The sequence below is a fragment of the Paraburkholderia heleia NBRC 101817 genome (assembly GCF_000739775.1).
Taxonomy (GTDB): domain Bacteria; phylum Pseudomonadota; class Gammaproteobacteria; order Burkholderiales; family Burkholderiaceae; genus Paraburkholderia; species Paraburkholderia heleia.
On the sequence record NZ_BBJH01000052.1, the window covers coordinates 43,953 to 67,498 of the forward strand.

Below are 23,546 nucleotides of genomic sequence, written 5' to 3' on the forward strand. Positions count from 1 at the left end.
GGTGCGCCGGATATGCCGACCGGCGTGAGTGCTTCGGCACCGACGCCGGTCCCACGCAAAACGCGCTTACTGCGGCAACACCGGGCGCATGCCCGTCACGACCTTGAGCTTCGAGTCCGGCGCACGGCCCTTGCGTGCGCGCTTGCCGATCTGCGGAGCCAGCACCGCGCCCGCCATCAGGTCCTCGCCCGCCTTGCCGCCGCGGCCCGTGCCCACGAGCACGACGCCCGCTGCGCTGATCGCGAGCGCCTGCACGAGCTTTTCATTGTCGTCGAGCTGCATGAGCGTGACGCCGCGCCCGCCGCCGGAGAGCGTCTTCATCTCGTCGAGGCCGAACACCAGCAAACGGCCGCCCGACGAAAGACACGCCACCTGCAGCGCGTCGGGCAGCATCGGCATCGGCGCGAGCGGCACACAGCCCTCGTCGATCGTCATGAACGCCTTGCCCGCCTTCACGCGGCTCACCATGTCGCCGATCTTCGCGATGAAGCCAAAGCCGTTGCTCGACGCCAGCAGCAGTGGCTGTTCCGCATTCGCCGCGAAGTAGTGCAGCAGATGCGTGCCCGCTTCGAGTTCGATGAGCGACGTGACCGGCACGCCATCGCCGCGGCCGCCAGGCAGATTCGCGATCGCCACCGAATAGACGCGGCCGTTGCTGCCCCACGCGATGAGCATGTCGGGCGTGCGGCACTGGAACGCCGCATAGAGGCCGTCGCCGGCCTTGAACGTGAAGCCTTGGGTATCGAGCCCGTGGCCCTTGAGCGCCCGCACCCAGCCCTTCTGCGAGACGACGACCGTGACCGGCTCGTCCACCACGCGCGCCTCGAAGCTCGCACGCTTATCCTGCTGGATGAGCGTGCGGCGATCGTCGCCGTACTGCTTCGCGTCGGCTTCGATCTCCCTCACGATGAGCCGCTTCATCGACGCCTCGTTCGCGAGCAGTTCCTCGAGCTTCGCCTTCTCTTCGCGCAGCTCCGCGAGCTCCTTCTCGATCTTGATCTTCTCGAGCCGCGCCAGCTGACGCAGACGGATTTCGAGAATGTCCTCGGCCTGGCGCCCGGAAAGTCCGAACGCGCTCATCAGCGCGCTCTTGGGCTCGTCCGACTCGCGGATGATGCGGATCACCTCGTCGATATTGAGGAAGACGATCATCCGCCCTTCGAGGATATGGATGCGGTCGTCGACCTTGATCAGGCGATGCTGCGTGCGGCGCGTGACCGTGGCGAAACGGAAGCCGATCCACTCGCCCAGAATCTCGCTGATGCCCTTCTGGCGCGGCCGCCCATCGGCGCCGATCATCACGAGGTTCAGCGAAGCGTTCGATTCGAGGCTCGTGTTCGCGAGCAGCGAATTGACGAACTCGCTCTGGTCGATGCGGCTCGTCTTCGGCTCGAACACGAGGCGCACGGGCGCGTCCTTGCCCGACTCGTCGCGCACGGCGTCGAGCAGCGCGAGCATGGTCTGCTTGCTCTGCAGCTGCTCGGGCGTGAGCGTCTTCTTGCCGAGCTTGAGCTTCGGGTTCGTAAGTTCTTCGATCTCTTCGAGCACCTTCTGGCCCGAGGTGTTCGGCGGCAGCTCGGTCACCACGAGTTGCCACTGGCCGCGTGCGAGGTCCTCGATCTTCCAGCGCGCGCGCACCTTGAGGCTGCCGCGGCCCGACTCATACGCCGCCGCAATTTCCGCGTCGCTCGAAATGATCTGGCCGCCGCCCGGGAAATCGGGCCCCGGCAGCTTCTCCATGATCTCCGCATGCGAAAGCTTCGGGTTGCGAATCAACGCCACCGCCGCCGACGCGACTTCGCGCAGGTTATGCGACGGAATTTCAGTGGCGAGACCCACCGCGATCCCCGAGGCGCCGTTGAGCAGCAGCATGGGCAGGCGCGCGGGCAGCGTCTTCGGCTCCTGGAACGAGCCGTCGTAGTTCGGCATGAAATCGACGGTGCCCATGTCGATTTCGTCGAGCAGCAGCTTCGCGATGGGCGTGAGACGCGCTTCGGTGTATCGCATGGCCGCCGCGCCGTCGCCGTCACGCGAGCCGAAATTGCCCTGGCCGTCGATGAGCGGGTAGCGCATCGAAAAGTCCTGGGCGAGGCGCACGAGCGCGTCGTAGGCCGACTGGTCGCCGTGCGGGTGGTACTTGCCGAGCACGTCGCCCACCACGCGGGCCGACTTCACGGGCTTGGCGTTGTCGCCGAGGCCCATTTCGTTCATCGCGAAGAGAATACGCCGCTGCACCGGCTTCTGGCCGTCGCAGACGTCGGGCAGCGCACGGCCCTTCACCACGCTCACCGCGTAGTCGAGGTAGGCGCGCTCCGCGTAGTGGCCGAGCGTGAGCGTGTCGCCGTTCGGGGCGTCCGTCACTTCAGCAAAGAGATCGTCCATGTTTCAATCGTTCCGTAATCTTGTGTGGGCGCGCTCGCCTAGATATCCGCTTCGACTTCGTTGCCCTTCTCTTCGAGCCACGAACGGCGCGATGCCGCTTCGCCCTTGCCCATGAGCATCGTCATGCGCGCGACCGTGGCCTCGTAGTCGAGGTCGCCGAGCGCGATGGGCGAGAGGCGCCGCGTGTCGGGGTTCATCGTCGTGTCCCAGAGCTGCTCGGCGCTCATTTCGCCAAGCCCCTTGAAGCGGCTGATGGTCCATTGCGTCTCGCGCACGCCGTCCTTGCGCAGCTTGTCGAGGATCGCTTCGAGTTCGCCTTCGTCGAGCGCATAGAGCTTCTGCGCGGGCTTCTTGCCGCGCGCGGGCGCATCGACGCGGAACAGCGGCGGACGCGCCACGCAGACGTGGCCGCGCTCGATCAGCTGCGGGAAATGCTTGAAGAAGAGCGTGAGCAGCAGCACCTGGATGTGCGAGCCGTCGACGTCCGCGTCCGAGAGAATGCAGATCTTGCCGTAGCGCAGGTTCGAGAGATCGACCGTGTCGTCGGGGCTGTGCGGATCGACGCCGATCGCCACCGAAATGTCATGCACTTCGTTGTTCGCAAAGAGCCGGTCGCGCTCGGTCTCCCACGTGTTGAGCACCTTGCCGCGCAGCGGCAGGATGGCCTGGTACTCCTTGTCGCGCCCCATCTTCGCGGAGCCGCCGGCCGAGTCGCCCTCCACCAGGAAGAGTTCGTTGCGCGCGATGTCGGTCGATTCGCAGTCGGTGAGCTTGCCGGGCAGCACGGCCACGCCCGAGCTCTTGCGCTTCTCGACCTTCTGGCCCGCGCGCGTGCGCGCCTGCGCCTGCTTGATGACGAGATCGGCGAGCTTCTTGCCGTGCTCGACGTGCTGGTTGAGCCACAACTCCAACGCCGGACGCGAGAACGACGAAACGAGCTTGACGGCGTCGCGGCTGTTCAGGCGCTCCTTGATCTGCCCCTGGAACTGCGGGTCGAGCACCTTGGCCGAGAGCACGAACGAGACGCGTGCAAAGACGTCTTCGGGCAGCAGCTTCACGCCTTTCGGCTGAAGATTGTGCAGTTCGACGAAGCTCTTCACGGCCTGGAACAAACCCTCGCGCAAGCCGCTTTCGTGCGTGCCGCCCGCGGGCGTCGGGATCAGGTTCACGTACGACTCGCGCGTGAGCGAGCCTTCCTCGCTCCACGCCACGACCCACGTGGCGCCCTCGCCTTCGGCGAAGGTGTCGTCGGCGGTACGCGCGTCGGCGTAGCGCTCGCCTTCGAAAAGGGGGATCAGCAGGTCGGCGCCGCCCATGCCTTCGAGCAGATAGCCGCGCAGGCCGTCTTCGTACTTCCAGCTCTGGCGCTCGCCGGTCTTCTCGACGATCAGTTCGACCTCGACGCCCGGCAGCAGCACGGCCTTCGAGCGCAAGAGACGCTGCAGTTCGCCGAGCGGCAGATTGGGCGAATCGAAATACCTGGGATCGGCCCAGGCGGTTACGCGCGTGCCGCTCTTCTTCTCGTCGCGCGCCGCGTTGCGCGTGGCGAGCGGCTTCGTGACGTTGCCGTCCGAGAAGCCGATTTCGGCGACCTTGCCGTCGCGCCAGACGGTCACGTCCAGACGCGTGGACAGCGCGTTCGTGACCGAGACGCCCACGCCGTGCAGGCCGCCCGAGAATGTATAGGCGCCGCCGGCGGCCTTGTCGAACTTGCCGCCCGCGTGCAGGCGCGTGAACACGATCTCGACGACGGGCACCTTCTCGTCGGGGTGCAGGCCGAACGGAATGCCGCGGCCGTCGTCCTCGACGGAGACGGAATGGTCGGCGTGCAGCGTCACGGTGATGCGCTTGCCGTAGCCGCCGAGCGCTTCGTCCGAGGCGTTGTCGATGACTTCCTGGATGATGTGCAGCGGATTCTCGGTGCGCGTATACATGCCCGGCCGCTGCCGGACGGGCTCGAGGCCCTTGAGCACCTTGATCGACGCTTCGCTATAGCCAGTGTTTCCAGCGTTGGACTTCTTCGTTGACATGGTGATCCACAGGGGGTTGTCCGCGCGCTTGTCCACAGGTCCTGTGGACATCTGCGGGGAAAACGCGTTGAGCGTTCAAAAAAACCGATACGAAACAACGGGGTGAACCCGCTGCGCGCCGCGGTGGCAGGTACGCTCGCGGCAGCGCGGACGTTCGCGCAGTTGTTCGAATTCGCGAGGTATTGTACTGATTTGGGCTCGCACGGCAATTTGCTTTGCGGTTGGCTGTTCGGCGGAGGGGCGAAGCATTGGGCGAGTCGCGTAGAATGGGCACGCGTGGCGCGCCGCGCGCTGCCGCAAGTTCAACCGGCCTTGTCGTACCCGTTTGTTGCACGTTGAGGAGCGTAGAGCCGTGATGAGACCATCCGAAGCCTTACGCGCGCACCGCGCCGAAATTCGCCAGATCGTCGCAAGTCATCGCGCAACGAATGCGCGCGTCTTCGGGTCGTCCGCGAGTGCGGGGGACGACGAGGATAGCGACCTCGATCTGCTCGTCGACCCGACGCCGGAAACGACACTCATTGATCTCGCGCAAATCCAACTGCGGCTCGAAGCGCTTCTAGGGGTGCGAGTGGATGTACTCACGCCCAAAGCGCTACCCGAGACCTTTCGCGCTCGCGTAGTCGCCGAATCGGTGCCGGTACGAGAACGAAAGATCTGCGCACGCCAGATTACCTGCAGCACATTCTTGACGCGATCGAACGGATTCGCACATACACTGCCCCGCTTTCACGCGAAAGCTTCGAGGCAACACCGATGGCTGTCGATGCGGTCGTGCGTAACATCGCGATCATGGGCGAAGCTGCGCGCAATATCACTCGCGACGACCCCGACTTTGCTGCCGCCCATCCCGACATACCGCGGGAACCCATGTATGGCATGCGCAACCACGTGACGCATGGGTACTTTGTCGTGGACGTCGACATTGTCTGGAGCACCGTGAAGTCATATTTGCCCGAACTTGAACTCAAGCTTTCACAGCTGAGACGCTCATAAAGAAGCGGCCTTCATCAGGCCGCCTTCTCTCGCATCACTTGCGCTTGCTCTCCAGCTCCTCCCACCGCTCCAGCGCAACGAGCAATGCCTCGTCGATCGCCGCGTAACGTTCGGTGAGCCGCGCGCCTTCGGCCGCGTCCTTTGCGAAGATCGAGCCGTCCTCGATCTTCGCGCCGATCGTCTTCTGCTCCGTCTCCAGCGCCTCGATGCGCCCGGGCAGTTCCTCGAGTTCGCGCTGCTCCTTGAACGAAAGCTTCACGGTGCGCTGCGCATTGCGGCCCACTGCGCTCTCCTTGGGCGCGGCAGCCGCAGCCGCCGCTTCCTTCGGCGTGCGTGCTTCGGCAAACTCCTGCGCACGTGTGCTCTGCGTTTGCCAGTCGGTGAAGCCGCCCACGTATTCGCGCCACCTGCCCTCACCCTCGGACGCGATCACCGACGTCACCACGTTGTCGAGAAACGCACGGTCGTGGGAGACGAGCAGCACAGTGCCGTCGTAGTCGGTGAGCAACTCTTCGAGCAGCTCGAGCGTCGGGATGTCGAGGTCGTTGGTCGGCTCGTCGAGCACGAGCACGTTTGCGGGACGCGCGAACAAACGCGCGAGCAGCAGGCGATTGCGCTCGCCGCCCGAAAGCGACTTCACGGGCGAGCGCGCCCGCTCGGGCGCGAACAGGAAGTCGCCGAGATAGCTCATCACGTGCTTCTTCGCGCCATTGATCTCGACCCAGTCGCTGCCTGGGCTGATGGTATCGGCGAGGCTCTTTTCCATGTCGAGCTGCGCGCGCATCTGGTCGAAGTACGCGACCTGCAGGTTCGTGCCCACGCGCACCGTGCCTTCGTCGGGCTTCAATTCGCCGAGAATCAGCTTCAGCAGCGTGGTCTTGCCTGCGCCGTTCGGACCGACGAAGCCGATCTTGTCGCCGCGCATGACCGTCGACGAGAAGTGATCGACGATCGTGCGGCCGCCATAGCGCTTGGTCACGTCCGTGAGTTCGGCGACGATCTTGCCGGACTTCTCGCCTTGCGCGACGTCGAGCTTCACATTGCCCTGCACGTTGCGGCGTTCCTCGCGCTCGTGGCGCATCTGCACGAGGCGCGCGATGCGCCCCACGCTGCGCGTGCGGCGCGCTTCCACGCCCTTGCGGATCCACACTTCCTCCTGCGCGAGCAGCTTGTCGAACTTCTCGTTCTCCACGCGCTCGACTTCGAGCTGCTGCGCCTTGCGCGCCTGGTACTGCGAGAAGTTGCCCGGATACGAAAGCAGCTTGCCGCGATCGAGTTCGACGATGCGCGTGGCCACGCGGTCGAGAAACGCGCGGTCATGGGTAATGAAGAGGAGGCTCGAGCGCTGCGTCACGAGCAGTTCCTCGAGCCAGCGGATGCCGTCGAAGTCGAGGTGGTTGGTCGGTTCGTCGAGCAGCAGGACATCGGGCTGCACGACGAGCGCGCGAGCGAGCGCCACGCGCTTTTGCATGCCGCCCGAGAGCGCGCCCACGCGGGCGTCGCCTTCGAGGCCGATCTGCGCGAGCGTCGTGGAAACGCGCGTGCGCCAGTTCCAGGCGTCGGCATGATCGAGCGACGATTGCAGCGTGTTCATGCGCGCGAGCAGCGCATCGTGTTCGGCGCCTTCGGGCGTGTCCGCGAGCCGGTGCGCGACCGTGTCGTATTCGTCGAGCAGCGCGCGCACCTCGGCCAGTCCCGAGGCGACGGTGTCGAACACCGTGGCGTCGGCGTCGAAGTCGGGCTCCTGCGGCACGTAGACGGTCGACAGATTCTGCTGGCGCGTGACGAGGCCGTCGTCGGGCCTGGCGAGATCGGCGACGATCGTGAGCAGCGACGACTTGCCCGCGCCGTTGCGGCCGATCAGCCCGACGCGCTCGCCGGCTTCGAGCGAAAAATCCGCGTGGTCGAGCAGCGCGACGTGGCCGAACGCCAGTTGCGCGCCTGTGATGGTGTAAAGCGACATGGATGGAAAGCGATGCGTGCGGTGGACCTGAAGGGGACATTGTACCGGGCCGCGCAGGTCGGGCCGCCGGGTCGCGCGCCCCTGGCCGCACCTCCGCGTCTAGCTCCCCTGTAGCGCGGCGGCACCCGAGCCGATTTCCGGTAACATCGCGGGTCGCCCGCGCCGCCCTGTCCTGGTAGATAAAGGGCCGCATGACGGGCCACGCAACGAATCGACTAACCGAAGGACATGCTGTGAGCGAAGTAATCGAGTACAAGAGCTGGGTCTGCCTGATCTGCGGCTGGATCTACAACGAGGAAGAAGGTCTGCCCGACGAAGGCATCGCGGCCGGTACGCGCTTTGCGGAGATTCCCGTCGACTGGCGCTGTCCGCTGTGCGACGTAGGCAAGGCGGAGTTCGCCGTCGTCGAGTTCTGATTGCGACGACTCCGCGGCAACTAAAGGGGCGACATTTTCGCGCCCGAACACGTTTGCTATACTCTGGGCCCTGCGCCGCGATGCAGGTCGGACCCGCAAGGCCGAACCGCTTCGCGCGCTGCTCCGCGCCATGACGGGTCACTTGGGAAACATGGCGATCGTACGGAGCCATGCTCGACCTCGCGCTCCCTGTAGTTCAATGGATAGAACAAGTGCCTCCTAAGCGCTAGATGCAGGTTCGATTCCTGCCAGGGGGACCAGCCGCCCGCCCACGCCGGGCCGCGCAGGTCGCAACCGGTTCGCAGATCCTCGTTCCGTCTCTTTGGCGCACTCGCACGCCCTCTTCCCGAGCAGGTTTTCCATGGACATCAACAAGCAAGTCGCCGCTCTCACCGCCTCCGAACTGCAGACGGCGGGAGCCAGTCAGGCCACCGCCATCGCCGTGAGCGTGCTGCTGCGCCACCTCAATTCGCCCGAACTCGCCCGCCAACTGGGCGCGGCGTTCGAGAACCACCAGGCCGTGATGCTGCAAACGCCCTGGCCCGAGCCGATGCTGAACGCGTTCGAAGCGACGCGGCGTTTCTTCGAAAGCGCGTCCCAGGCGCAAGGCGCGGCGCCGCCGGCTGCCGAATAAGCGGAATCTGGCCGGCCCTATAGGGTAAATACCGGGGTAAATATCCCTAAAGAATGGAAAAATAGTGCCGTAAAGGCCTTCATGGACTCCACGCGTCCCCTCCCCGCCGGTCATATGATGTCGACCCTCATCGACCAGGATATCGCGCACATTCGCCGCGTCATGCCGCTGTCGCTCGCCGGCGACTTCGGCGGGCCGATTCTCCCCGCGGCCTACTGGCGCCAGCGCCTACACCGTCTGCTCGACACCGGTCACGTGAACAAGGGCCAGCTGTCTGAAATCGACAGCCTGCTGCTCATCCTCGACCTGCACGAGCTGAACGTCGCCTCGGCCTCCGCCGCCCTGGCGAAACAGGCCAACGCCGGTCCGCAACACTCCTGACTTCTCCCTGAATTCAACGCTCGCACGCGCGAGGCATTCGCCTGCGCGGCGCACGTCTCGCGCACGCACAGCGGGAATTGCTGGTGCCGCGGGTCGACCATCGGTCATAATGTCCGCAAAAATACCCTAGCGAGGACTCCGTGCACACGGCCGAACCGAGAGACCTGCTCCAGCAGGCACGCAAGCGTTTCACGCAACAGCAGATCGCCACACACGTCGGCCGCGACGTGAAGACGGTGCGGCGCTGGGAAAAGGGCGAAACGCCCTGCCCCGCCATGCTCGAAGCCGCGCTGCGCGAGCTGCTGCAAGGCGGCGCTCACGCCAATGGCGCGGCGGCGCGCTTTCGCTTCATCGACCTGTTCGCCGGCATTGGCGGCATCCGCAAGGGTTTCGAGGCACACGGCGGCGAGTGCGTCTTCACGAGCGAATGGAATCCGTTCTCGCGCAAGACCTATCTGGAAAACTACGGCGAGGATCATCCGTTCATCGGCGACATTACGGCCGTGGAGGCCGCCGACGTACCCGATCACGACGTCCTGCTCGCGGGCTTTCCGTGCCAGCCGTTCTCGATCGCCGGCGTGAGCAAGAAGAACGCGCTTGGGCGTCCGCACGGCTTTGCCTGCACCACGCAGGGCACGCTGTTCTTCGACGTCGCGCGCATCATCGCCGAGAAGCGGCCCGCCGCATTCCTGCTCGAAAACGTGAAGAACCTGGTCTCGCACGACCGCGGCCGCACGTTCGACGTCATCCTCCAGGTGCTGCGCGACGAGCTTGGCTATGACGTGCACTATCGCGTGATCGACGGACGCCATTTCACGCCGCAGCATCGCGAACGCATCATCATCGTCGGTTTTCGCGAGCCGACGTCGTTCTCATGGGACGCGCTCGCGCTGCCCGAAGATGGCCCGCGGCTCGCCGCGATCCTGCACCGCACCGACGGCTGCGAGCCGCTGCTGCCCTGGGACGGCGAGCGCTTCTTCGATCACGGCGCGCGCCGCGTGCAGCCGAAGTACACGCTCACGCCGGGGCTCTGGGCCTATCTGCAGCAGTACGCCGAGAAGCACCGCGCGGCCGGCAACGGCTTCGGCTACGGCCTCGCGTTTGCCGACAGCGTCACGCGCACGCTTTCTGCGCGCTATCACAAGGACGGCTCGGAGATCCTCGTCTATCAAGGCGAAGGATTGCGCCCGCGCCGCCTCACGCCGCGCGAGTGCGCGCGGTTGATGGGGCTGCCCGACACCTTCCGCATTCCGGTGAGCGACACGCAGGCGTACCGCCAGTTCGGCAACAGCGTGGTGATGCCGGTGATGCGCGAAGTCGCGCGCACGATGATGCCGCATCTCGATGCGCTGCTGGCCGCACGGCACGCAACGCCCCGTGCGGACGCGACGGCGGTTCCCCCTGTTGCGCACACAACGCACGCAACGCGTACGGCAGGCCCGTCGCGCACCACGGCTGCGGCGACGGCCCCGGCGGGAGGCCGCTGACCGGCGCGCGCGGCAGCCAACCGAAGCGAGGCGACAGACGATGGTGGACGTCGTCGATACCGCGACGCGCAGCCGGATGATGTCCGGCATACGCGGACGCAACACGAAGCCCGAGAAGCTGATCCGCAGTCTGCTGCACCGCCGCGGCTTCCGCTTTCGCCTGAACGTACGCGAGCTGCCCGGCCGGCCCGACATCGTGCTGCCGCGCCGGCGCGCCGTGGTGTTCGTGCACGGCTGCTTCTGGCACGGCCACAACTGCGCGCTCTTCAAATGGCCGCAAACGCGCCCCGAGTTCTGGCGCGAGAAGATCGCGCGCAACCGTCTGAACGACGCCAGGGCGCTCGCCGCGCTCGCAGCCCAGGGCTGGCGCGTGGCAGTGGTCTGGGAATGCGCGTTGCGTGGGCCGCAGCACGATCCGCAGGCGGTCGTCGAGCGGCTCGCCGCGTGGCTCGAAGACGGGTCGTCGGCGTGGTTCGAGGCGCGCTCGTAAGACACCCTCGCGAGGCATCACACGACGTGCGTCAACCAGCCGATGCGCAGCGCATGTCACGCTGCGAAGCTGGCCCTGCCTGAACAGCCCGCGGTGATAAACTCGATCGAGCGGCTGCGCACCCGTCTTCAGGCGTCCAACGTGCTGGCGCAACCATCCAATGACCCCAAGCGAAGGAGACACCCGATGGCTGATTTCCGACTTTGGTCCGATGACTTTCCCAGCAACGGTTTCATGCCGAAGGCGCAGGAGTTCGACGACCGGGCCTTCGGTGTCGACGGCGACAATGTCTCGCCGGCGCTGCAGTGGGAGGAGCCGCCCGCCGACACGCAAAGCTTCGCGCTCACCGTCTACGATCCGGACGCGCCCACGGGCAGCGGCTTCTGGCACTGGGTCGTGGTGAATATTCCGCCCGACGTGCGCTCCCTCGCCCGCAATGCCGGCAAGGCCGACGGCAGCCTGCTCCCGCAGGGCGCGGTGCAGGTGCGCAACGACTATGGCACGGTCGGTTTCGGCGGCGCGGCCCCCCCGCGCGGCGACCAACCCCATCGCTACATCTTCCGCGTGCATGCGCTCAAGGCGGCGCAACTGCCCGTCACGCCGGAAACGACCAACGCGGTGGCGCGTTTCATGACACATCTGAACGAGGTGGATTCGACCACCTACGTCGGGCTTTATGAACTGAAATAGTCCCCCGGAAAACAAACATCCTGCCGGCGGCGCACGTCCATCGCGCGCCGCCTCTCCCGTCGATGCCCACGCTTTCCCAACTCTCCGCCGCTTCCCCCGCCGACATCGAAACCGGCCTGCCCTTCCCGCAGCGTTACTACGCGATCCTCGTGGTCGCGCTCGGCATCACGCTCGCCGTGCTCGACGGCGCGATCGCCAATGTCGCGTTGCCGACCATCGCGCGGCACCTTCATGCGAGCGCGGCAAGCTCGATCTGGATCGTCAACGCGTATCAGCTTTCGGTCACCATCTCGCTCCTGCCGCTCGCCTCGCTCGGCGACCGCATCGGCTACAAGCGCGTGTATCTGGCCGGCATGGTGCTGTTCACCGTCGCATCGCTCGGCTGCGCGCTGGCGACCACGCTGCCCGAACTCGCGTTCGCACGCATGGTGCAGGGCCTCGGCGGCGCGGGGATCATGAGCGTGAACACCGCGCTCGTGCGCATGATCTATCCGCGCACGCAACTCGGCCGCGGCGTCGCCATCAACGCGATGGTCGTCGCGATCGCCTCGGCGGTCGGCCCGACGCTCGCCTCGGGCGTGCTCGCCATCGCGACGTGGCCCTGGCTCTTCGCGATCAACGTGCCGATCGGCATCGCCGCGCTGGCGCTGGGTCTGCGCGCCCTGCCCGTGAACGAGCGGCACCCCGCGCCCTACGACTATCTGAGCGCCGTGCTCAACGCCATTGTGTTCGGCCTCCTGATTTTTGCCGTCGACGGCCTCGGCCACGGCGAGAGCAATCGCCTCGTCGCGCTCGAATTCGTGCTCGCCATCGTGATCGGCTGGTTCTTCGTGCGCCGCCAGCTTACGCAGGCCGCGCCGCTGTTGCCCGTCGATCTGCTCGCCAACCCCGTGTTCGCGCTCTCGATCAGCACCTCGGTCTGCTCGTTCTGCGCGCAAATGCTCGCGTTCGTCGCGCTGCCCTTCATGCTGCAGGAGGCCTTCGGTTTCTCGCAGGTCGACACGGGTCTCCTCATGACGCCCTGGCCTCTCGTCATCGTCGGCGCCGCGCCGCTCTCGGGGGCGCTCTCCGACCGCTATCCGGCGGGCATGCTCGGCGGTATCGGACTCGCGCTCTTCGCACTCGGCCTGCTCTCGCTCGCCACGCTCGGCGCACATCCCACGGCGTTCGATATCTGCTGGCGCATGGCCTTGTGCGGCATGGGCTTCGGCGTGTTCCAGTCGCCCAACAACCGGCAGATCCTCTCCTCCGCGCCGCGCGAGCGCAGCGGCGGCGCGAGCGGCATGCTCGGTACCGCGCGCCTCACCGGGCAGACGCTCGGCGCGGCGCTCGTGGCGCTCATCTTCGGCATTGCACCGCAACACGGGCCGACCACGGCCCTCTACGTGGCGACGGCCTTCGCCGCCGTCGCGGCAGTCGTGAGCCTGTTGCGCCTGATGCCGGGTTCCGCGGCGCAAACGCCGGGCTGAGCGCGGCCTAACCCTGCACGCGCACAGGCACTAACATGGATTCAGGGCGAGCCGCATTCGCGGCCGCGCCCGGCGAGTCAACCTGCCGAATCCGGCAAAGGGGGCTTCCCATGTCACTGATCGTCGCTGGTCGGTTCACGACCTTTCCCGCCGCCGAAGCCGCCGCCGAAAAGCTGTATGCGGGCGGCTTCCTCGAAGAAGACGTCAACCTGTTCTTCGTCAATCCGCGCGGCCAGCATGCGCGCCACAACGTCCAGGGGACGGCCATGGGCGCGCCGCCCACGGCCGCCGCGGTGCACCCGCATCACGCTCGCAACATCACCGCAGGAGCCGTGGCGGGCGCCGTCGCGGGCGTGGTGATTTTCAGCGCGTTCTCGGCTGCACTGCCGTCCGTCGTGATCGCGGCCGGCGTGGGCGCCTGGATCGGGGCGCGCATCGGCGCGAGCGTGGGGGCGAAAGCCGCTGCTCAGCCAATGCCGGCGCACCACGAGAGGGTGCATCGCGAGACGCGCAGCGACGGTGTGCTGCTCTCGGTGCACGTCTGCTACGAGAATCAGGACCTCGCCGCGCAGTTGCTGCGCGACGGCGGCGCCGCCGATATCGAGTGCGCCTCAGGCCAATGGCACGACGGACACTGGGCCGATTTCGATCCGACCCGCGCGCCGATGCCGTTCGCCGCGCCGAGCGGCCAGCGGGTCTGAGCGCACGCCGCGCTGCATATCGCTGCGTACCGACAACGCGGATGCAAAAAAACGCGGCGGCCCGAAAGGCCGCCGCGCGGATCCATTTGCGTCGAGACTACATTAGGCCGTCAGGGGCGGCACACACGCTGCGTCGCCCCTCACTGATGCCTCGCTAGGCGCGTGCAGCGCGCTGCGCCTGTTCGGGTTCGGGGGCGCTTGTCTGCACGGAAGCTTTCCCCGCCGGGGCCGCGTTACGCGCCCTGGCCGTGACCGAAGCGGCCGTCGCGACGCTGCGCAGATCGGCGAGGAACGTATCGCGCCACACCGAAAGATTGTTCTCGCGCAGCGACGCCATCATGTCGTTGTAGCGCGAGACGCGCTCGGCGTGCGGCATGGAGAGCGCGCGCTCGAGCGCCTCGGCCGTCTGGTTCAGGTCGTACGGATTCACGACCAGTGCGCCCGGCAGCTGTTCGGCCGCGCCCGCGAACTGCGAAAGCACCAGCACGCCGGGATCGTCGGGATTCTGCGAGGCCACGTATTCCTTCGCCACGAGGTTCATGCCGTCGCGCAGCGGCGCGACGTAGCCCACCTGCGCCTCGCGGAACAGCGCCATCAGCAGGTTGCGCTCGTACTTGCGGTTCAGGTACTGGATCGGCGTCCAGTCGAGCTGCGCGAAACGGCCGTTGATGCGGCCCGCCTCGCCTTCGAGATTGCGGCGGATCGTCTGGTAGGTCTGCACGTCGGAGCGCGTCGGCGGCGCGATCTGCAGGAGCGAGACGCGGCCGTGCCAGCCCGGCCCGTTCTGCAGCAGGCGCTCGAACGCCTGGAAGCGCTCGGCGAGCCCCTTCGAATAGTCGAGCCGGTCCACGCTCATGATCAGCTTGCGTCCGCGCATGGCTTCGCGCAGGCTGCGCACGGCCTTGCGGTCGGCGAACTGCGACGAGGCTTTGGCGATGGCGTCCGGATAGATGCCGATCGGATACGCGCCGACCTTCAGAAAGCGGTCCCATGCGTGAACCATGCCGTCATCGCTTGCGGTGCCATGGCCGCCGCGCTCGACGTAATCGAGAAAGGCCTGGCGGTCCGCGCCAGTCTGGAAGCCGACCACGTCGTAGTGGCACAGGAACTTCATGAGTTCTTCGTGCGGCGGCACCGAGCGCATGACTTCGGGCACCGGCAGCGGAATGTGCAGGAAGAAGCCGATCGGATTCTTCACCCCGAGATCGCGCAGGCAGCGCGCGAATGGAATCAGGTGATAGTCGTGCACCCAGATGATGTCGTCGGGCTCGATGAGCGGCTGCAACTGGCGCGCGAGCGACACGTTCACGCGCAGGTAGCCGCCGTACTCCTGACGCTCGTAGCGTGCGAGGTCGTTGCGGTAGTGGAACGTCGGCCAGAGGGTCGTATTCGAGAAGCCCTTGTAGTACTGGTCATAGTCACGCCGGGTGAGACCCACCGTCGCGTAGGTGACGCTGCCCTGCTGCTCGATGACCGGTGCGCACGGCTGCGCGACGGTCTCGCCGCTCCATCCGAACCACACACCGCCGGTTTCCTTGAGCGCGTCCAGTACGCCGACTGCGAGCCCGCCCGCAGCGGGACGGCCCTCCTGAGTCGGCGCAACGCGATTCGATACCACGATCAGTCTGCCCATTGCGGCTCTACCTCCTGTTTCGTTGGGTCCGAAGACGATGCTTCAACTACGTACGCAAGACGCGTGCCGGATCGGCAGGGTCTGGAGAAAATATCTTTTCGCACAAACGACAGCGCGAGCAAATTCCGCGCGGCAAGCACGCAAGTGCGGATTACCCCGGTGATCTGTCAGGCCAGGAAACCGGCCTGCACGCAGCGCGCTTCGAACCGCGGCTCGAAGCGGATCAGGCGTCCTGTTCCGAGCCGAGATCGCGCTGGTACTCGATGCCCTCAGCCCGCGCCCCGCCTTGGTTGTGCTCGCCGTCGGGCGGCACGCCTGGCGCTGCGCGATTCTGGCCTGCGGGGTCGGGCGCAACCGACTGCTGCGGACTGCTCTTCTCTTGCGAATCGCGCGGGCCACGCTTGCCCGTGTAGCGCGCAGAGCGGCGCAAGGCAGGATGTCTCATGTCGATGCCTCCAGCGGGAAGGCGGCCACGCGGCCGTGGCGCTTTTTTATAGTCTAGGGTTCGCCGCGTGAATTCGCCGGTAAAAATGGTGGAGTCTTTGTAACTCGTACATAAAAGCCGTCAGGATCAGCCGATGGCTACGCGAGGCTGCGCGAGCAGACGCTCAGGTGGCGGGCAATGCGCCACGCGAACGATGAAATCCAGAGGAGACCGAAGGGTCGAATGGATACGCCGTGTGCGGCACTTCACCCGGTTGGGCCGGCGGATCGCCGATGGGCGGGACGTCGGGCTCGCCGGGCGGGTCCGGCGGCGGTTCGTCCGGCTGCGGGGTATGCGCGAGCCAGGGCTTCACGCGGACGGCATCACTGGTTATGCAGCTCGGCATCTTTCGCTCCTCATCATGGACGCGAAACTCACACTGCAAGCGTCGTACCGCCCGTGCGAGCGCGCAAGGCGTCGCGCTCGCGCATGCTGCTCAGGCGCCGGCTGCGCGCGCGGGCGCATCGCCCTTGCCGGCGCTTTCATTGCCGTACTCCACAAGACGGTTATAGAGCGTCTTCAGGCTGATGCCGAGGATTTCCGCCGCGCGCGTCTTCACGCCGCCGCATTGCTCGAGCGTCGCGAGAATGAGCTGGCGATCGGCGTCGGCAAGCGAAGTGCCGAACGGGATCGTCACCGCCGTGCCCGCAATCGGCTTCGAAAGCGAAATCTGCAGCGGTACCGTCGCCGTGAAATCGCCATCGGTGCCCGACATGATATGCGCACGCTGCACGTAGTTCTTCAGCTCGCGCACGTTGCCGGGCCACGGATAGGCCGCCAGCATGTCGCGCACGGCTGCGGGAAACTGCTTTTTCGTGCCGTGACGCTCGTTCAGCTCGTCGAGGAACGACTGGGCGAGCAGCTCGACATCCTTGCCGCGCTCGCGCAGCGGCGGCAGGCTGATCGGAAACACGTTCAGGCGGTGATAAAGGTCCAGACGCAGCTTGCCTTCGGCAACGGCCTGCTCCGGGTCGCGGTTGGTCGCCGCGATCAGGCGCACGTCGGTCTCGATTTCTCTCGTCGTGCCCACGCGCATGAACATACCGGTCTCGAGCACGCGCAGCAGCTTCACCTGCAGCTCGATCGGCATTTCGGTGATTTCGTCGAGGAACAGCGTGCCGCCGTTGGCGCGTTCGAAATAGCCTTTGTGCTGCCGGTCGGCGCCCGTGAACGAGCCGCGCTCGTGGCCGAACATCTCGGACTCGATCAGGTTCGGCGAAATCGCGCCGCAGTTCACGGCGAGGAATTCGTGCTTGCGGCGCAGGCTCAGCTGGTGGATGGTCTGCGCGGCCACTTCCTTGCCGGTGCCCGATTCGCCCACCAGCATGACCGAGGCGGGCGTAGGCGCGACGCGGCTGATCTGGTCGTAGACCTCCTGCATGGTCGGCGAATTGCCGAGCATCAGGCCGAAGCGCCCCATGCGGCGCAACTCGCCGCGCAGCGTGCCGATTTCGGCCTTGAGGTCGCCGGCGCGCGGCAGGCGGTTCAGGATCGCCTTGACGCGCTGGAGGTTGATCGGCTTGACCAGGTAATCGATTGCGCCGGACTTGAGCGCATCGACGGCCGTCTCGACCGTCGCGTGTCCGGTGATGACCACGAGTTCCACGCCCGAGCGCGGATCGAGATCCTCGAAAAGGTCGGTGCCACTGCCGTCGGGCAGCTTCAGGTCGGTAAAGACCACGTCCGGCGTCTGCCGCACGAGCTGAATGCGCGCCTCGCGCAGGTCGCCTGCCTGCGCGGTGGTGAGCCCGTCTTCGCTCACCACGGCCGCCAGCGCCTCGCGGGTTTGCTCATCGTCATCGACAATCAATACATGTGGCATCGCGTCTCGTCAGCCTTGATAGGTGAATGGCTCCAAAGCGCGAGCGCCGCGCCCTTCGCGAGCGCGCCGGACGACGTTGCCCGGCGCCGCGGAAGTCGCGACGCACGTGATTGCGCTGCAGTGGAGTACGAAACGTCGGGACGCACGCCCAAGCGGCAAAAGCCTGAATATGCGCGGTTTGGCTACAACTGAGCAACAATACCGTCAACAGCGGGCCGCCCGAACCTCGATTGTTGTTGATATCACTATTATAGACGTATTCGAGATAAGCGGGCACGGCTCTCGCGTGTCCCCGCCACACCCGCCTAGCTGTGCGGAAACGGCCACGGCATGCCAGCCGAGCCATTCGCGCCGTTCACACCATTCGTCACCCGGCTCTTCGCGCCATGTGCGTGCGAGTCCGACGCCCCCCCGGCCATGGCCATTTCCGGGCCCAGTCCGTTGTTGCCCGTCGTATCGGCAAGCGAGCCGCCTTCGCCTTCCCAGCGGCTCAGATCGCGATAAAAGGTTTGCCGTTGCGCGCGATGGCGCTGCGAAAAACGCCACGCCAGCATGCCCGCCATGGCGCCAAGCGCGCCGACGGTCACCAGGGTTCCTACCAAACCGTTGCGGTTCTTCGACATGTCGCTCTCTCCCAGATACGCCTCGTCAAAGACGGAAGACGCGAGTTGATTCGAATGACGTCGCCCGGGGCGTGGCCGACGCGCCGCCCCTATCAACGCAGACGGCGCCGGGCTCTGCAAGTTCCGCAGCAGGATGCATGCCACGCCCGCTCGCGCTTGCCTCGCCAGGTCCATTGCCCTGTCAGGCGCGGCAGTGGTTAAATGTTTACGCGCCAGCGCGATGCGAATCTCGTTGATGCCAACCTTCGCGGCCGTCGGAGCGGCAAGTTCCGCACCTGTCCTGGACGGCCAGCCCCGGATCGCAGGGCCTGTTCGCCGATACGCGCAGCCGCATGCCGACGCGCGCAGCAACGAACGCCCCGCACTACCTTTGCAGGACGAAACCCCCTATGGCGTCAATCGAGCCGGGCTCGCCCGCCGCCACAAAGCGTAACAGCGGAAACAACGGAAATGCCGCAGCGGATGCGGACCCGCGCATCGCGGGATTGCAGTCGTACGGTCTGCTGTACGGCTCGTCGGCGGTCATGCTGGAGCTCTATGCGCAGATCGAGCGCGTGGCCGTGACCGAGGCGACGGCGCTCATCGTCGGCGAATCGGGCACGGGCAAGGAACTGATCGCCCGCACGATCCACGCGCACAGCGAACGCCGTGACGGCCCGTTCATCCCGGTCAACTGCGGCGCGATCCCCGACGAGCTGATCGAGGCCGAGTTGTTCGGTCACGAAAAAGGCAGCTTCACGGGCGCCGTGCAGGCGCGCGACGGCCACTTCGAGCACGCGCGCGGCGGCACGCTGTTCCTCGACGAAATCACCGAAATGTCGCTGCTGCATCAGGTGAAGCTGCTGCGCGCACTCGAAACCGGCGAGTACTTTCCGGTGGGCGGCAACGAGGCGATTCGCGGCGACGTGCGCATCATCGCCGCGACCAACCGCGACCCCATGACGGCCGTGAAGGAAAACTGCCTGCGCGAGGACCTGATGTACCGGCTCGCGGTGTTTCCGCTGCGCGCCCCGCCGCTGCGAGAACGCGAGCGCGACCGCGAACTGCTCGCGCAGCATTTCCTCACCGAACTGAACGACCAGGAAGGCACGCAAAAGGCGTTCAGCAAGCGCGCGCTCGAAACCGTACGCAACTGGTCGTGGCCCGGCAACGTGCGCGAACTGAAAAACGCCGTGTACCGCGCGTTCATCCTCGCGGAAAAGGTCGTGGAGATCGCGCATCCGCAACTGGTGCCGCGCGTGAAGAAGCCCGTCACGCAGGGCGACGCGATGAGCGTCTGGATCGGCACACCGCTCGCCGATGCGCAAAAGCAGATCATCCTCGGCACGCTCAAATACTGCGGCGGCGACAAGCGTCTCGCGGCGCGCACGCTCGGCGTGAGCCTCAAGACGCTCTACAACCGGCTCGGCAGCTACGGCGCCGACGATGGCGAAACCGAAGCGCCCGCCGACCCGGACACGAACGAAGCCTGAGCCCCCTCCCATCGCCGCGCCACAGCGCGCTCGCGGCGCGGCGAAGCGGGAGCGGCACGGCCAGGCCAGGCCGATCAAAGATCGGCCTGCCGCGCACGCCCTTTTGCAATTTCTTGCACTTTACCTATCCCCCTGAGCAATCCCGTGCTGCACAATCCGCAGCACGTTAAGTAAGCAAAACATGCTGGATATCCGCGCAATGCGGCGCTATCCGGATAGCGGCAGGGAATCATCATGCAAGAACGAAGTGCTCGGGCGCGCGTTGCGCCACCGGTGTCAGCGGCGGTCGCGGAAACGATTGCCGGCGTGCCCCCGCTCGCTTGCGCGCATCCTCGTTGGCGACGTGTCATGTCGCTCACGCTGCTCGCGACGGTGGCGAGCCTCGCGTGCTCGGCCTGCAGCTCGCTCTACTCGGAGGGCGCGCAAACGGGCGCCGGTATCGCCGGCGCGGCGGTCGCCTCGAAGCTGACGAACAACGCCGCCGTGGCGACCGGCATCGGCCTCGGCGCCGTCGCTGCGGCGAAGGCCGGCGTGCAGTACTCCGAGCGCGTCGTCCACACGAATACCCAGAACAGCATCGCCCACGCGGCAGGCCCGCTCGCAGTCGGCGCGGTCGCGCCATGGTCGATCACGCACTCGTTCCCGATCGAAGACGACGAGCACGGCCGCGTCACGGTGAGCCGCACGATCAGCAGCGGTGCGCTCGACTGCAAGGAGATCGTGTTCTCCGTCGATCACGAGGCCACCAGGGACAAGCCCGCCTCGAGCGCCTTTTTCGTCGCTTCGGTGTGCCGCGACGGCGACGACTGGAAGTGGGCCTCGGCCGAACCCGCCACCGCCCGCTGGGGTGCGCTGCAATGAACGGCATGAACGCGCGCGCGAGGCGCGCACGGCACGCTGGAACGGATTCGTCGGCGTCGCGCCCCGCGAGGCTCGTCGCACTGGCCGCGCTCTGTGCGGGCATCGCGCTCGCGGCGAGCGGCTGCTCGTCGATCGGCGCGGCGAGCGGCGCCGCCGCCGCTGCGGCGACGGGCATCGTCACGGCGAATCCTGCCGTCGGTATCGGCGTGGGCATTGCCGTGCAGGCCGCCACCGACGAAGCCGTCGGCCGCTTCATGAAGGGCATGCACGCGGACCAGCAGGCAATGATCGCCGAGACGGCCGGCCGCCTGCCTGTGGGCGGCATGGACATCTGGCGCATCCAGCACGATTTGCCCGTGGAGAACGGCCACGGTCAGGTGCGCGTGACGCGCGCGTTCGCCAACGCCCTCACACTGTGCAAGGACTTCGTGTTCTCGGTGCAGGACGGCGAGAAAGCCGACGCGCCCGAGCAGTGGTTTACCGCGAGCGCCTGTCAGGACCAGTCGGGCTGGAAGTGGGCCACGGCCGAGCCCGCGGTGGAGCGCTGGGGCACGCTGCAATAGCCCGCGTTATCCGCAAACGAAAAAAGGTCGCCGGGCGAACTCGCCCCGCGACCTTTTTTATGCCTCGCGAAAAGCGCGCCGCTCAGGACTCCACGTCTTCGAGACTGAAGATTTCCGACTGGTCGTTATACGAGAAGATCTCGCCATAGCGGCCCCAGTCGATCACCGTGTCGAGCGTTTCTTCGGCGGCGCCGTCGGAGAGAAAGTCCTCCAGCTCCTGCTCGAATCGCACGCGCGGCGCGCGATGGCCCGGGCGCTCGTTGAGCACTTTCTTGATGCGCGCCGCGAGCGGCACATGGCGCAGCAGATGCTCGGCGAACATCATCTTGCGCTCCTGCGTGCCGAACTCCGCGAACACGCGCGCGGGGGGCGTGAGGAGCACGTCGCCTTCGCGCACGTCGGCGAAACCGAGGTTTTGCAGCACTTCGGCGATCGGGAACAGGTCGTCCACTTCCAGATGCAGCGAGCGCGCGATCTCCGGCATGTCGGCGCGGCCGTGATACGGCGCCATCGCGAGCGTTTCGATCAGACCCGCCATCAGGTTGGTCGACACGCGCGGCAGCCAGCTGCCGAGTTCGAGACCCTTCCTGGTCGTTTCGTCGGTCTGGCGGGCGGTCATCTTCGCGTAGATGTCGTCCACGAGCTTGCGGAATGCCGGGTCGAGACGGTTGCGCGGATGCTTGAACGGCACCTTGATCTCGGCCACCACGCGGCCCGGATTCGACGACAGCACGAGAATGCGGTCGCACATGAACACCGCTTCCTCGATGTTGTGCGTGACGATCAGCACCGACTTGATCGGCAGGCGGCCTTGCGTCCACAGGTCGAGCAGGTCGGTACGCAGCGTTTCGGCGGTCAGCACGTCGAGCGCGGAGAACGGCTCGTCCATGAGCATGAGCATCGGGTCGACCACGAGCGCGCGCGCGAAACCCACGCGCTGGCGCATGCCGCCCGAAAGTTCGCGCGGATACGCGTTTTCGAAGCCGTCCAGACCGATCAGGTCGATGGCGGCCAGCGCGCGTTCGCGGCGCTCGCGCGCGCCCACGCCCTGCGCCTCGAGGCCCGCTTCCACGTTCTGCAGCACGGTGAGCCACGGGAACAGCGCGAAGGTCTGGAACACCATCGCCACGCCTTCGGCAGGCCCTTCGAGCGGCTTGCCGCGCCAGGTGACCTCCCCGGAGGTCGGCGAGATCAGGCCCGCGATGATCCGCAGCAGCGTGGACTTGCCCGAGCCCGAGCGGCCCAGCAGCCCGACGATCTCGCCCTCGCGCAGCTGGAGATTGGCATCGTCGAGCACGAGCAGCTCGCCCTGGGACTTGTTGAAGCCCCGGCACACGTCCTTCACGTTCAGGATTTCTTCGCCGAGGCGCGGCGGGTTCGGAACCGTCTGCACATCGCCGTGCGCGGCGCTCAGCGTCTTGGGGTTTTGCATCGCGTTACCTTCGATCATTCGTTGTTCGATCAGTCGAGCCGCAGACGAGACTCGGCATACGTGTACAGCGGGCGCCACAGGACGCGGTTGAACAGCGTGACGAAGAGCGACATCACGGCAATGCCGAGAATGATCTTCGGGTAATCGCCGGCCGCCGTCATCTGCGCGATGTACGCACCGAGGCCGTGCGCGGCGAGCTTCGTGTCGCCCCACTGCACGAACTCGGAGACGATGCTCGCGTTCCATGCGCCGCCCGAAGCCGTGATGGCGCCCGTGATGTAGTACGGGAAAATGCCTGGCAGCATGGCCTGACGCCACCACTGCCAGCCACGAATATGGAAGTTCTTCGCGGCTTCCTTGTAGTCGTTCGGATAGGCGCTGGCCCCCGCAACCACGTTGAACAGGATATACCACTGGGTGCCGAGCACGATCAGCGGCGACAGCCAGATGTCAGGATTGAGGTGAAAGCGCACGATCACGATCACGAACACCGGGAACAGCAGGTTCGCCGGGAACGCCGCGAGGAACTGGGCAAGCGGCTGCACCTTCTCGGCGAGCGCCGGGCGCAGACCGATCAGCACCCCGAGCGGCACCCAGATCACCGAAGCGATGGCGATCAGCAGTATCACGCGAAAGAGCGTGATGAAGCCGAGACCGAGCACGTGCCACACTTCGTCGAGTGTCACGCCCGTGCGGACGAAGGCCACCACGCGCCACACCACGAACACGGTCAACGCGATCACGAGCACGGCCCACACGGCGTCGCCGATGCGTGCGCGCAAGCCGGTGCGGCCACGCGCCAAGGGCGCGGCGCGCGACACGTTCGGAAACGACGGCAGCTGGATCGGCATGCGCGCCGCCCTGGCAAAGAACCAGCCGAGCGGCACAAGCAGTTGATGAATGAGATGGGTGCGGCGAATCAGGTCGAGCAGCCACGATTCCGGGGCGTCGCCCGAGCTCGTGTTCTCCATGCGGAACTTGTCGGCCCACGCGACGAGCGGGCGGAACAGGAACTGA

22 protein-coding genes, 1 tRNA gene and 1 pseudogene are annotated in these 23,546 nt (G+C 66.3%); 14 read left to right on the forward strand and 10 right to left on the reverse strand.

The window, feature by feature from the left end:
* Nucleotides 1-66 precede the first annotated feature (66 nt).
* Both parC and BHE01S_RS31830 read right to left on the reverse strand, forming a co-directional pair.
* Nucleotides 67-2,382: a DNA topoisomerase IV subunit A gene (gene parC / locus BHE01S_RS31825; protein ID WP_042271165.1), complete on the reverse strand. Its 2,316-nt coding sequence runs from the start codon at nt 2,380-2,382 to the stop codon at nt 67-69.
* A gap of 38 nt (nt 2,383-2,420) precedes the next feature.
* Entirely contained in the window at nt 2,421-4,412 is a 1,992-nt protein-coding gene (locus tag BHE01S_RS31830; protein ID WP_042271225.1) for a DNA topoisomerase IV subunit B, read from the reverse strand.
* 355 nt (nt 4,413-4,767) lie between these two features.
* Between BHE01S_RS31830 and BHE01S_RS37375 the strand changes: the two are divergent.
* Together BHE01S_RS37375 and BHE01S_RS31835 are read left to right on the forward strand one after the other, a co-directional pair.
* Nucleotides 4,768-5,004 (forward strand): annotated as a pseudogene (locus BHE01S_RS37375) (nucleotidyltransferase domain-containing protein); the annotation flags it as partial.
* A gap of 104 nt (nt 5,005-5,108) precedes the next feature.
* Complete coding sequence (locus BHE01S_RS31835) at nt 5,109-5,408, forward strand: HepT-like ribonuclease domain-containing protein (RefSeq protein ID WP_281177781.1); 300 nt, start codon at nt 5,109-5,111, stop codon at nt 5,406-5,408.
* A gap of 34 nt (nt 5,409-5,442) precedes the next feature.
* Here the strand turns inward: BHE01S_RS31835 and BHE01S_RS31840 are convergent, their stop codons facing one another.
* Nucleotides 5,443-7,371 carry an ATP-binding cassette domain-containing protein gene (locus BHE01S_RS31840; RefSeq protein WP_042271170.1) on the reverse strand — a complete coding sequence of 643 codons (1,929 nt, stop codon included), beginning with the start codon at nt 7,369-7,371 and terminating at the stop codon, nt 5,443-5,445.
* Between the two features lie 191 nt (nt 7,372-7,562).
* Between BHE01S_RS31840 and BHE01S_RS31845 the strand changes: the two genes are divergently transcribed.
* The 9 genes from BHE01S_RS31845 (at nt 7,563) to BHE01S_RS31885 (ending at nt 13,639) form a co-directional block, all read left to right on the forward strand.
* Nucleotides 7,563-7,787 carry a rubredoxin gene (locus tag BHE01S_RS31845; protein ID WP_084069460.1) on the forward strand — a complete coding sequence of 75 codons (225 nt, stop codon included), beginning with the start codon at nt 7,563-7,565 and terminating at the stop codon, nt 7,785-7,787.
* Between the two features lie 185 nt (nt 7,788-7,972).
* A tRNA-Arg gene (locus tag BHE01S_RS31850) sits at nt 7,973-8,047 on the forward strand.
* Between the two features lie 101 nt (nt 8,048-8,148).
* A complete protein-coding gene (locus tag BHE01S_RS31855; RefSeq protein WP_042271176.1) occupies nt 8,149-8,421 on the forward strand; it encodes a hypothetical protein in 273 nt (90 codons plus the stop codon).
* A gap of 117 nt (nt 8,422-8,538) precedes the next feature.
* Nucleotides 8,539-8,802 carry a hypothetical protein gene (locus BHE01S_RS31860; protein ID WP_052406206.1) on the forward strand — a complete coding sequence of 88 codons (264 nt, stop codon included), beginning with the start codon at nt 8,539-8,541 and terminating at the stop codon, nt 8,800-8,802.
* A gap of 140 nt (nt 8,803-8,942) precedes the next feature.
* Nucleotides 8,943-10,289: a DNA (cytosine-5-)-methyltransferase gene (dcm, locus tag BHE01S_RS31865; RefSeq protein ID WP_084069462.1), complete on the forward strand. Its 1,347-nt coding sequence runs from the start codon at nt 8,943-8,945 to the stop codon at nt 10,287-10,289.
* Between the two features lie 40 nt (nt 10,290-10,329).
* Entirely contained in the window at nt 10,330-10,779 is a 450-nt protein-coding gene (locus tag BHE01S_RS31870) for a very short patch repair endonuclease (RefSeq protein WP_042271179.1), read from the forward strand.
* A gap of 186 nt (nt 10,780-10,965) precedes the next feature.
* Complete coding sequence (locus BHE01S_RS31875) at nt 10,966-11,469, forward strand: YbhB/YbcL family Raf kinase inhibitor-like protein (protein ID WP_042271182.1); 504 nt, start codon at nt 10,966-10,968, stop codon at nt 11,467-11,469.
* 62 nt (nt 11,470-11,531) lie between these two features.
* Nucleotides 11,532-12,938: an MFS transporter gene (locus tag BHE01S_RS31880; RefSeq protein WP_042271185.1), complete on the forward strand. Its 1,407-nt coding sequence runs from the start codon at nt 11,532-11,534 to the stop codon at nt 12,936-12,938.
* A gap of 110 nt (nt 12,939-13,048) precedes the next feature.
* Nucleotides 13,049-13,639, forward strand: coding sequence for a hypothetical protein (locus BHE01S_RS31885; RefSeq protein ID WP_042271188.1), 591 nt, complete (start codon nt 13,049-13,051; stop codon nt 13,637-13,639).
* A 154-nt stretch (nt 13,640-13,793) separates the two neighbouring features.
* On the opposite strand, the gene otsA is transcribed toward BHE01S_RS31885, so the two are convergent.
* The 5 genes from otsA to BHE01S_RS31910 form a co-directional block, all read right to left on the reverse strand.
* Nucleotides 13,794-15,272 carry an alpha,alpha-trehalose-phosphate synthase (UDP-forming) gene (gene otsA, locus BHE01S_RS31890; RefSeq protein WP_042271190.1) on the reverse strand — a complete coding sequence of 493 codons (1,479 nt, stop codon included), beginning with the start codon at nt 15,270-15,272 and terminating at the stop codon, nt 13,794-13,796.
* Between the two features lie 223 nt (nt 15,273-15,495).
* Nucleotides 15,496-15,717 carry a hypothetical protein gene (locus BHE01S_RS31895; protein WP_042271192.1) on the reverse strand — a complete coding sequence of 74 codons (222 nt, stop codon included), beginning with the start codon at nt 15,715-15,717 and terminating at the stop codon, nt 15,496-15,498.
* A 163-nt stretch (nt 15,718-15,880) separates the two neighbouring features.
* Nucleotides 15,881-16,102, reverse strand: a complete 222-nt coding sequence (locus tag BHE01S_RS31900) for a hypothetical protein (protein ID WP_042271195.1) — start codon at nt 16,100-16,102, stop codon at nt 15,881-15,883.
* A gap of 90 nt (nt 16,103-16,192) precedes the next feature.
* A complete protein-coding gene (locus BHE01S_RS31905; protein ID WP_042271198.1) occupies nt 16,193-17,578 on the reverse strand; it encodes a sigma-54-dependent transcriptional regulator in 1,386 nt (461 codons plus the stop codon).
* A 305-nt stretch (nt 17,579-17,883) separates the two neighbouring features.
* Complete coding sequence (locus BHE01S_RS31910; RefSeq protein WP_042271201.1) at nt 17,884-18,201, reverse strand: hypothetical protein; 318 nt, start codon at nt 18,199-18,201, stop codon at nt 17,884-17,886.
* A gap of 389 nt (nt 18,202-18,590) precedes the next feature.
* On the opposite strand from BHE01S_RS31910, the gene BHE01S_RS31915 reads away from it, so the two are divergent.
* The 3 genes from BHE01S_RS31915 (at nt 18,591) to BHE01S_RS31925 (ending at nt 21,097) form a co-directional block, all read left to right on the forward strand.
* On the forward strand, nt 18,591-19,673 hold the full coding sequence (locus BHE01S_RS31915; protein ID WP_042271204.1) for a sigma-54 interaction domain-containing protein: 1,083 nt from the start codon (nt 18,591-18,593) through the stop codon (nt 19,671-19,673).
* Between the two features lie 348 nt (nt 19,674-20,021).
* Nucleotides 20,022-20,534, forward strand: a complete 513-nt coding sequence (locus tag BHE01S_RS31920) for a hypothetical protein (protein WP_042271207.1) — start codon at nt 20,022-20,024, stop codon at nt 20,532-20,534.
* Nucleotides 20,531-21,097, forward strand: coding sequence for a hypothetical protein (locus BHE01S_RS31925; RefSeq protein WP_245639918.1), 567 nt, complete (start codon nt 20,531-20,533; stop codon nt 21,095-21,097). Before BHE01S_RS31920 ends, BHE01S_RS31925 begins: the two co-directional genes overlap by 4 nt.
* 82 nt (nt 21,098-21,179) lie before the next feature.
* On the opposite strand, the gene BHE01S_RS31930 is transcribed toward BHE01S_RS31925, so the two are convergent.
* Together BHE01S_RS31930 and BHE01S_RS31935 are read right to left on the reverse strand one after the other, a co-directional pair.
* Nucleotides 21,180-22,529 carry an ABC transporter ATP-binding protein gene (locus tag BHE01S_RS31930; RefSeq protein ID WP_042271237.1) on the reverse strand — a complete coding sequence of 450 codons (1,350 nt, stop codon included), beginning with the start codon at nt 22,527-22,529 and terminating at the stop codon, nt 21,180-21,182.
* A gap of 29 nt (nt 22,530-22,558) precedes the next feature.
* Nucleotides 22,559-23,546, reverse strand: a 988-nt coding sequence (locus tag BHE01S_RS31935) for an ABC transporter permease subunit (RefSeq protein ID WP_042271210.1), incomplete at its 5' end; no start/stop codon positions are given.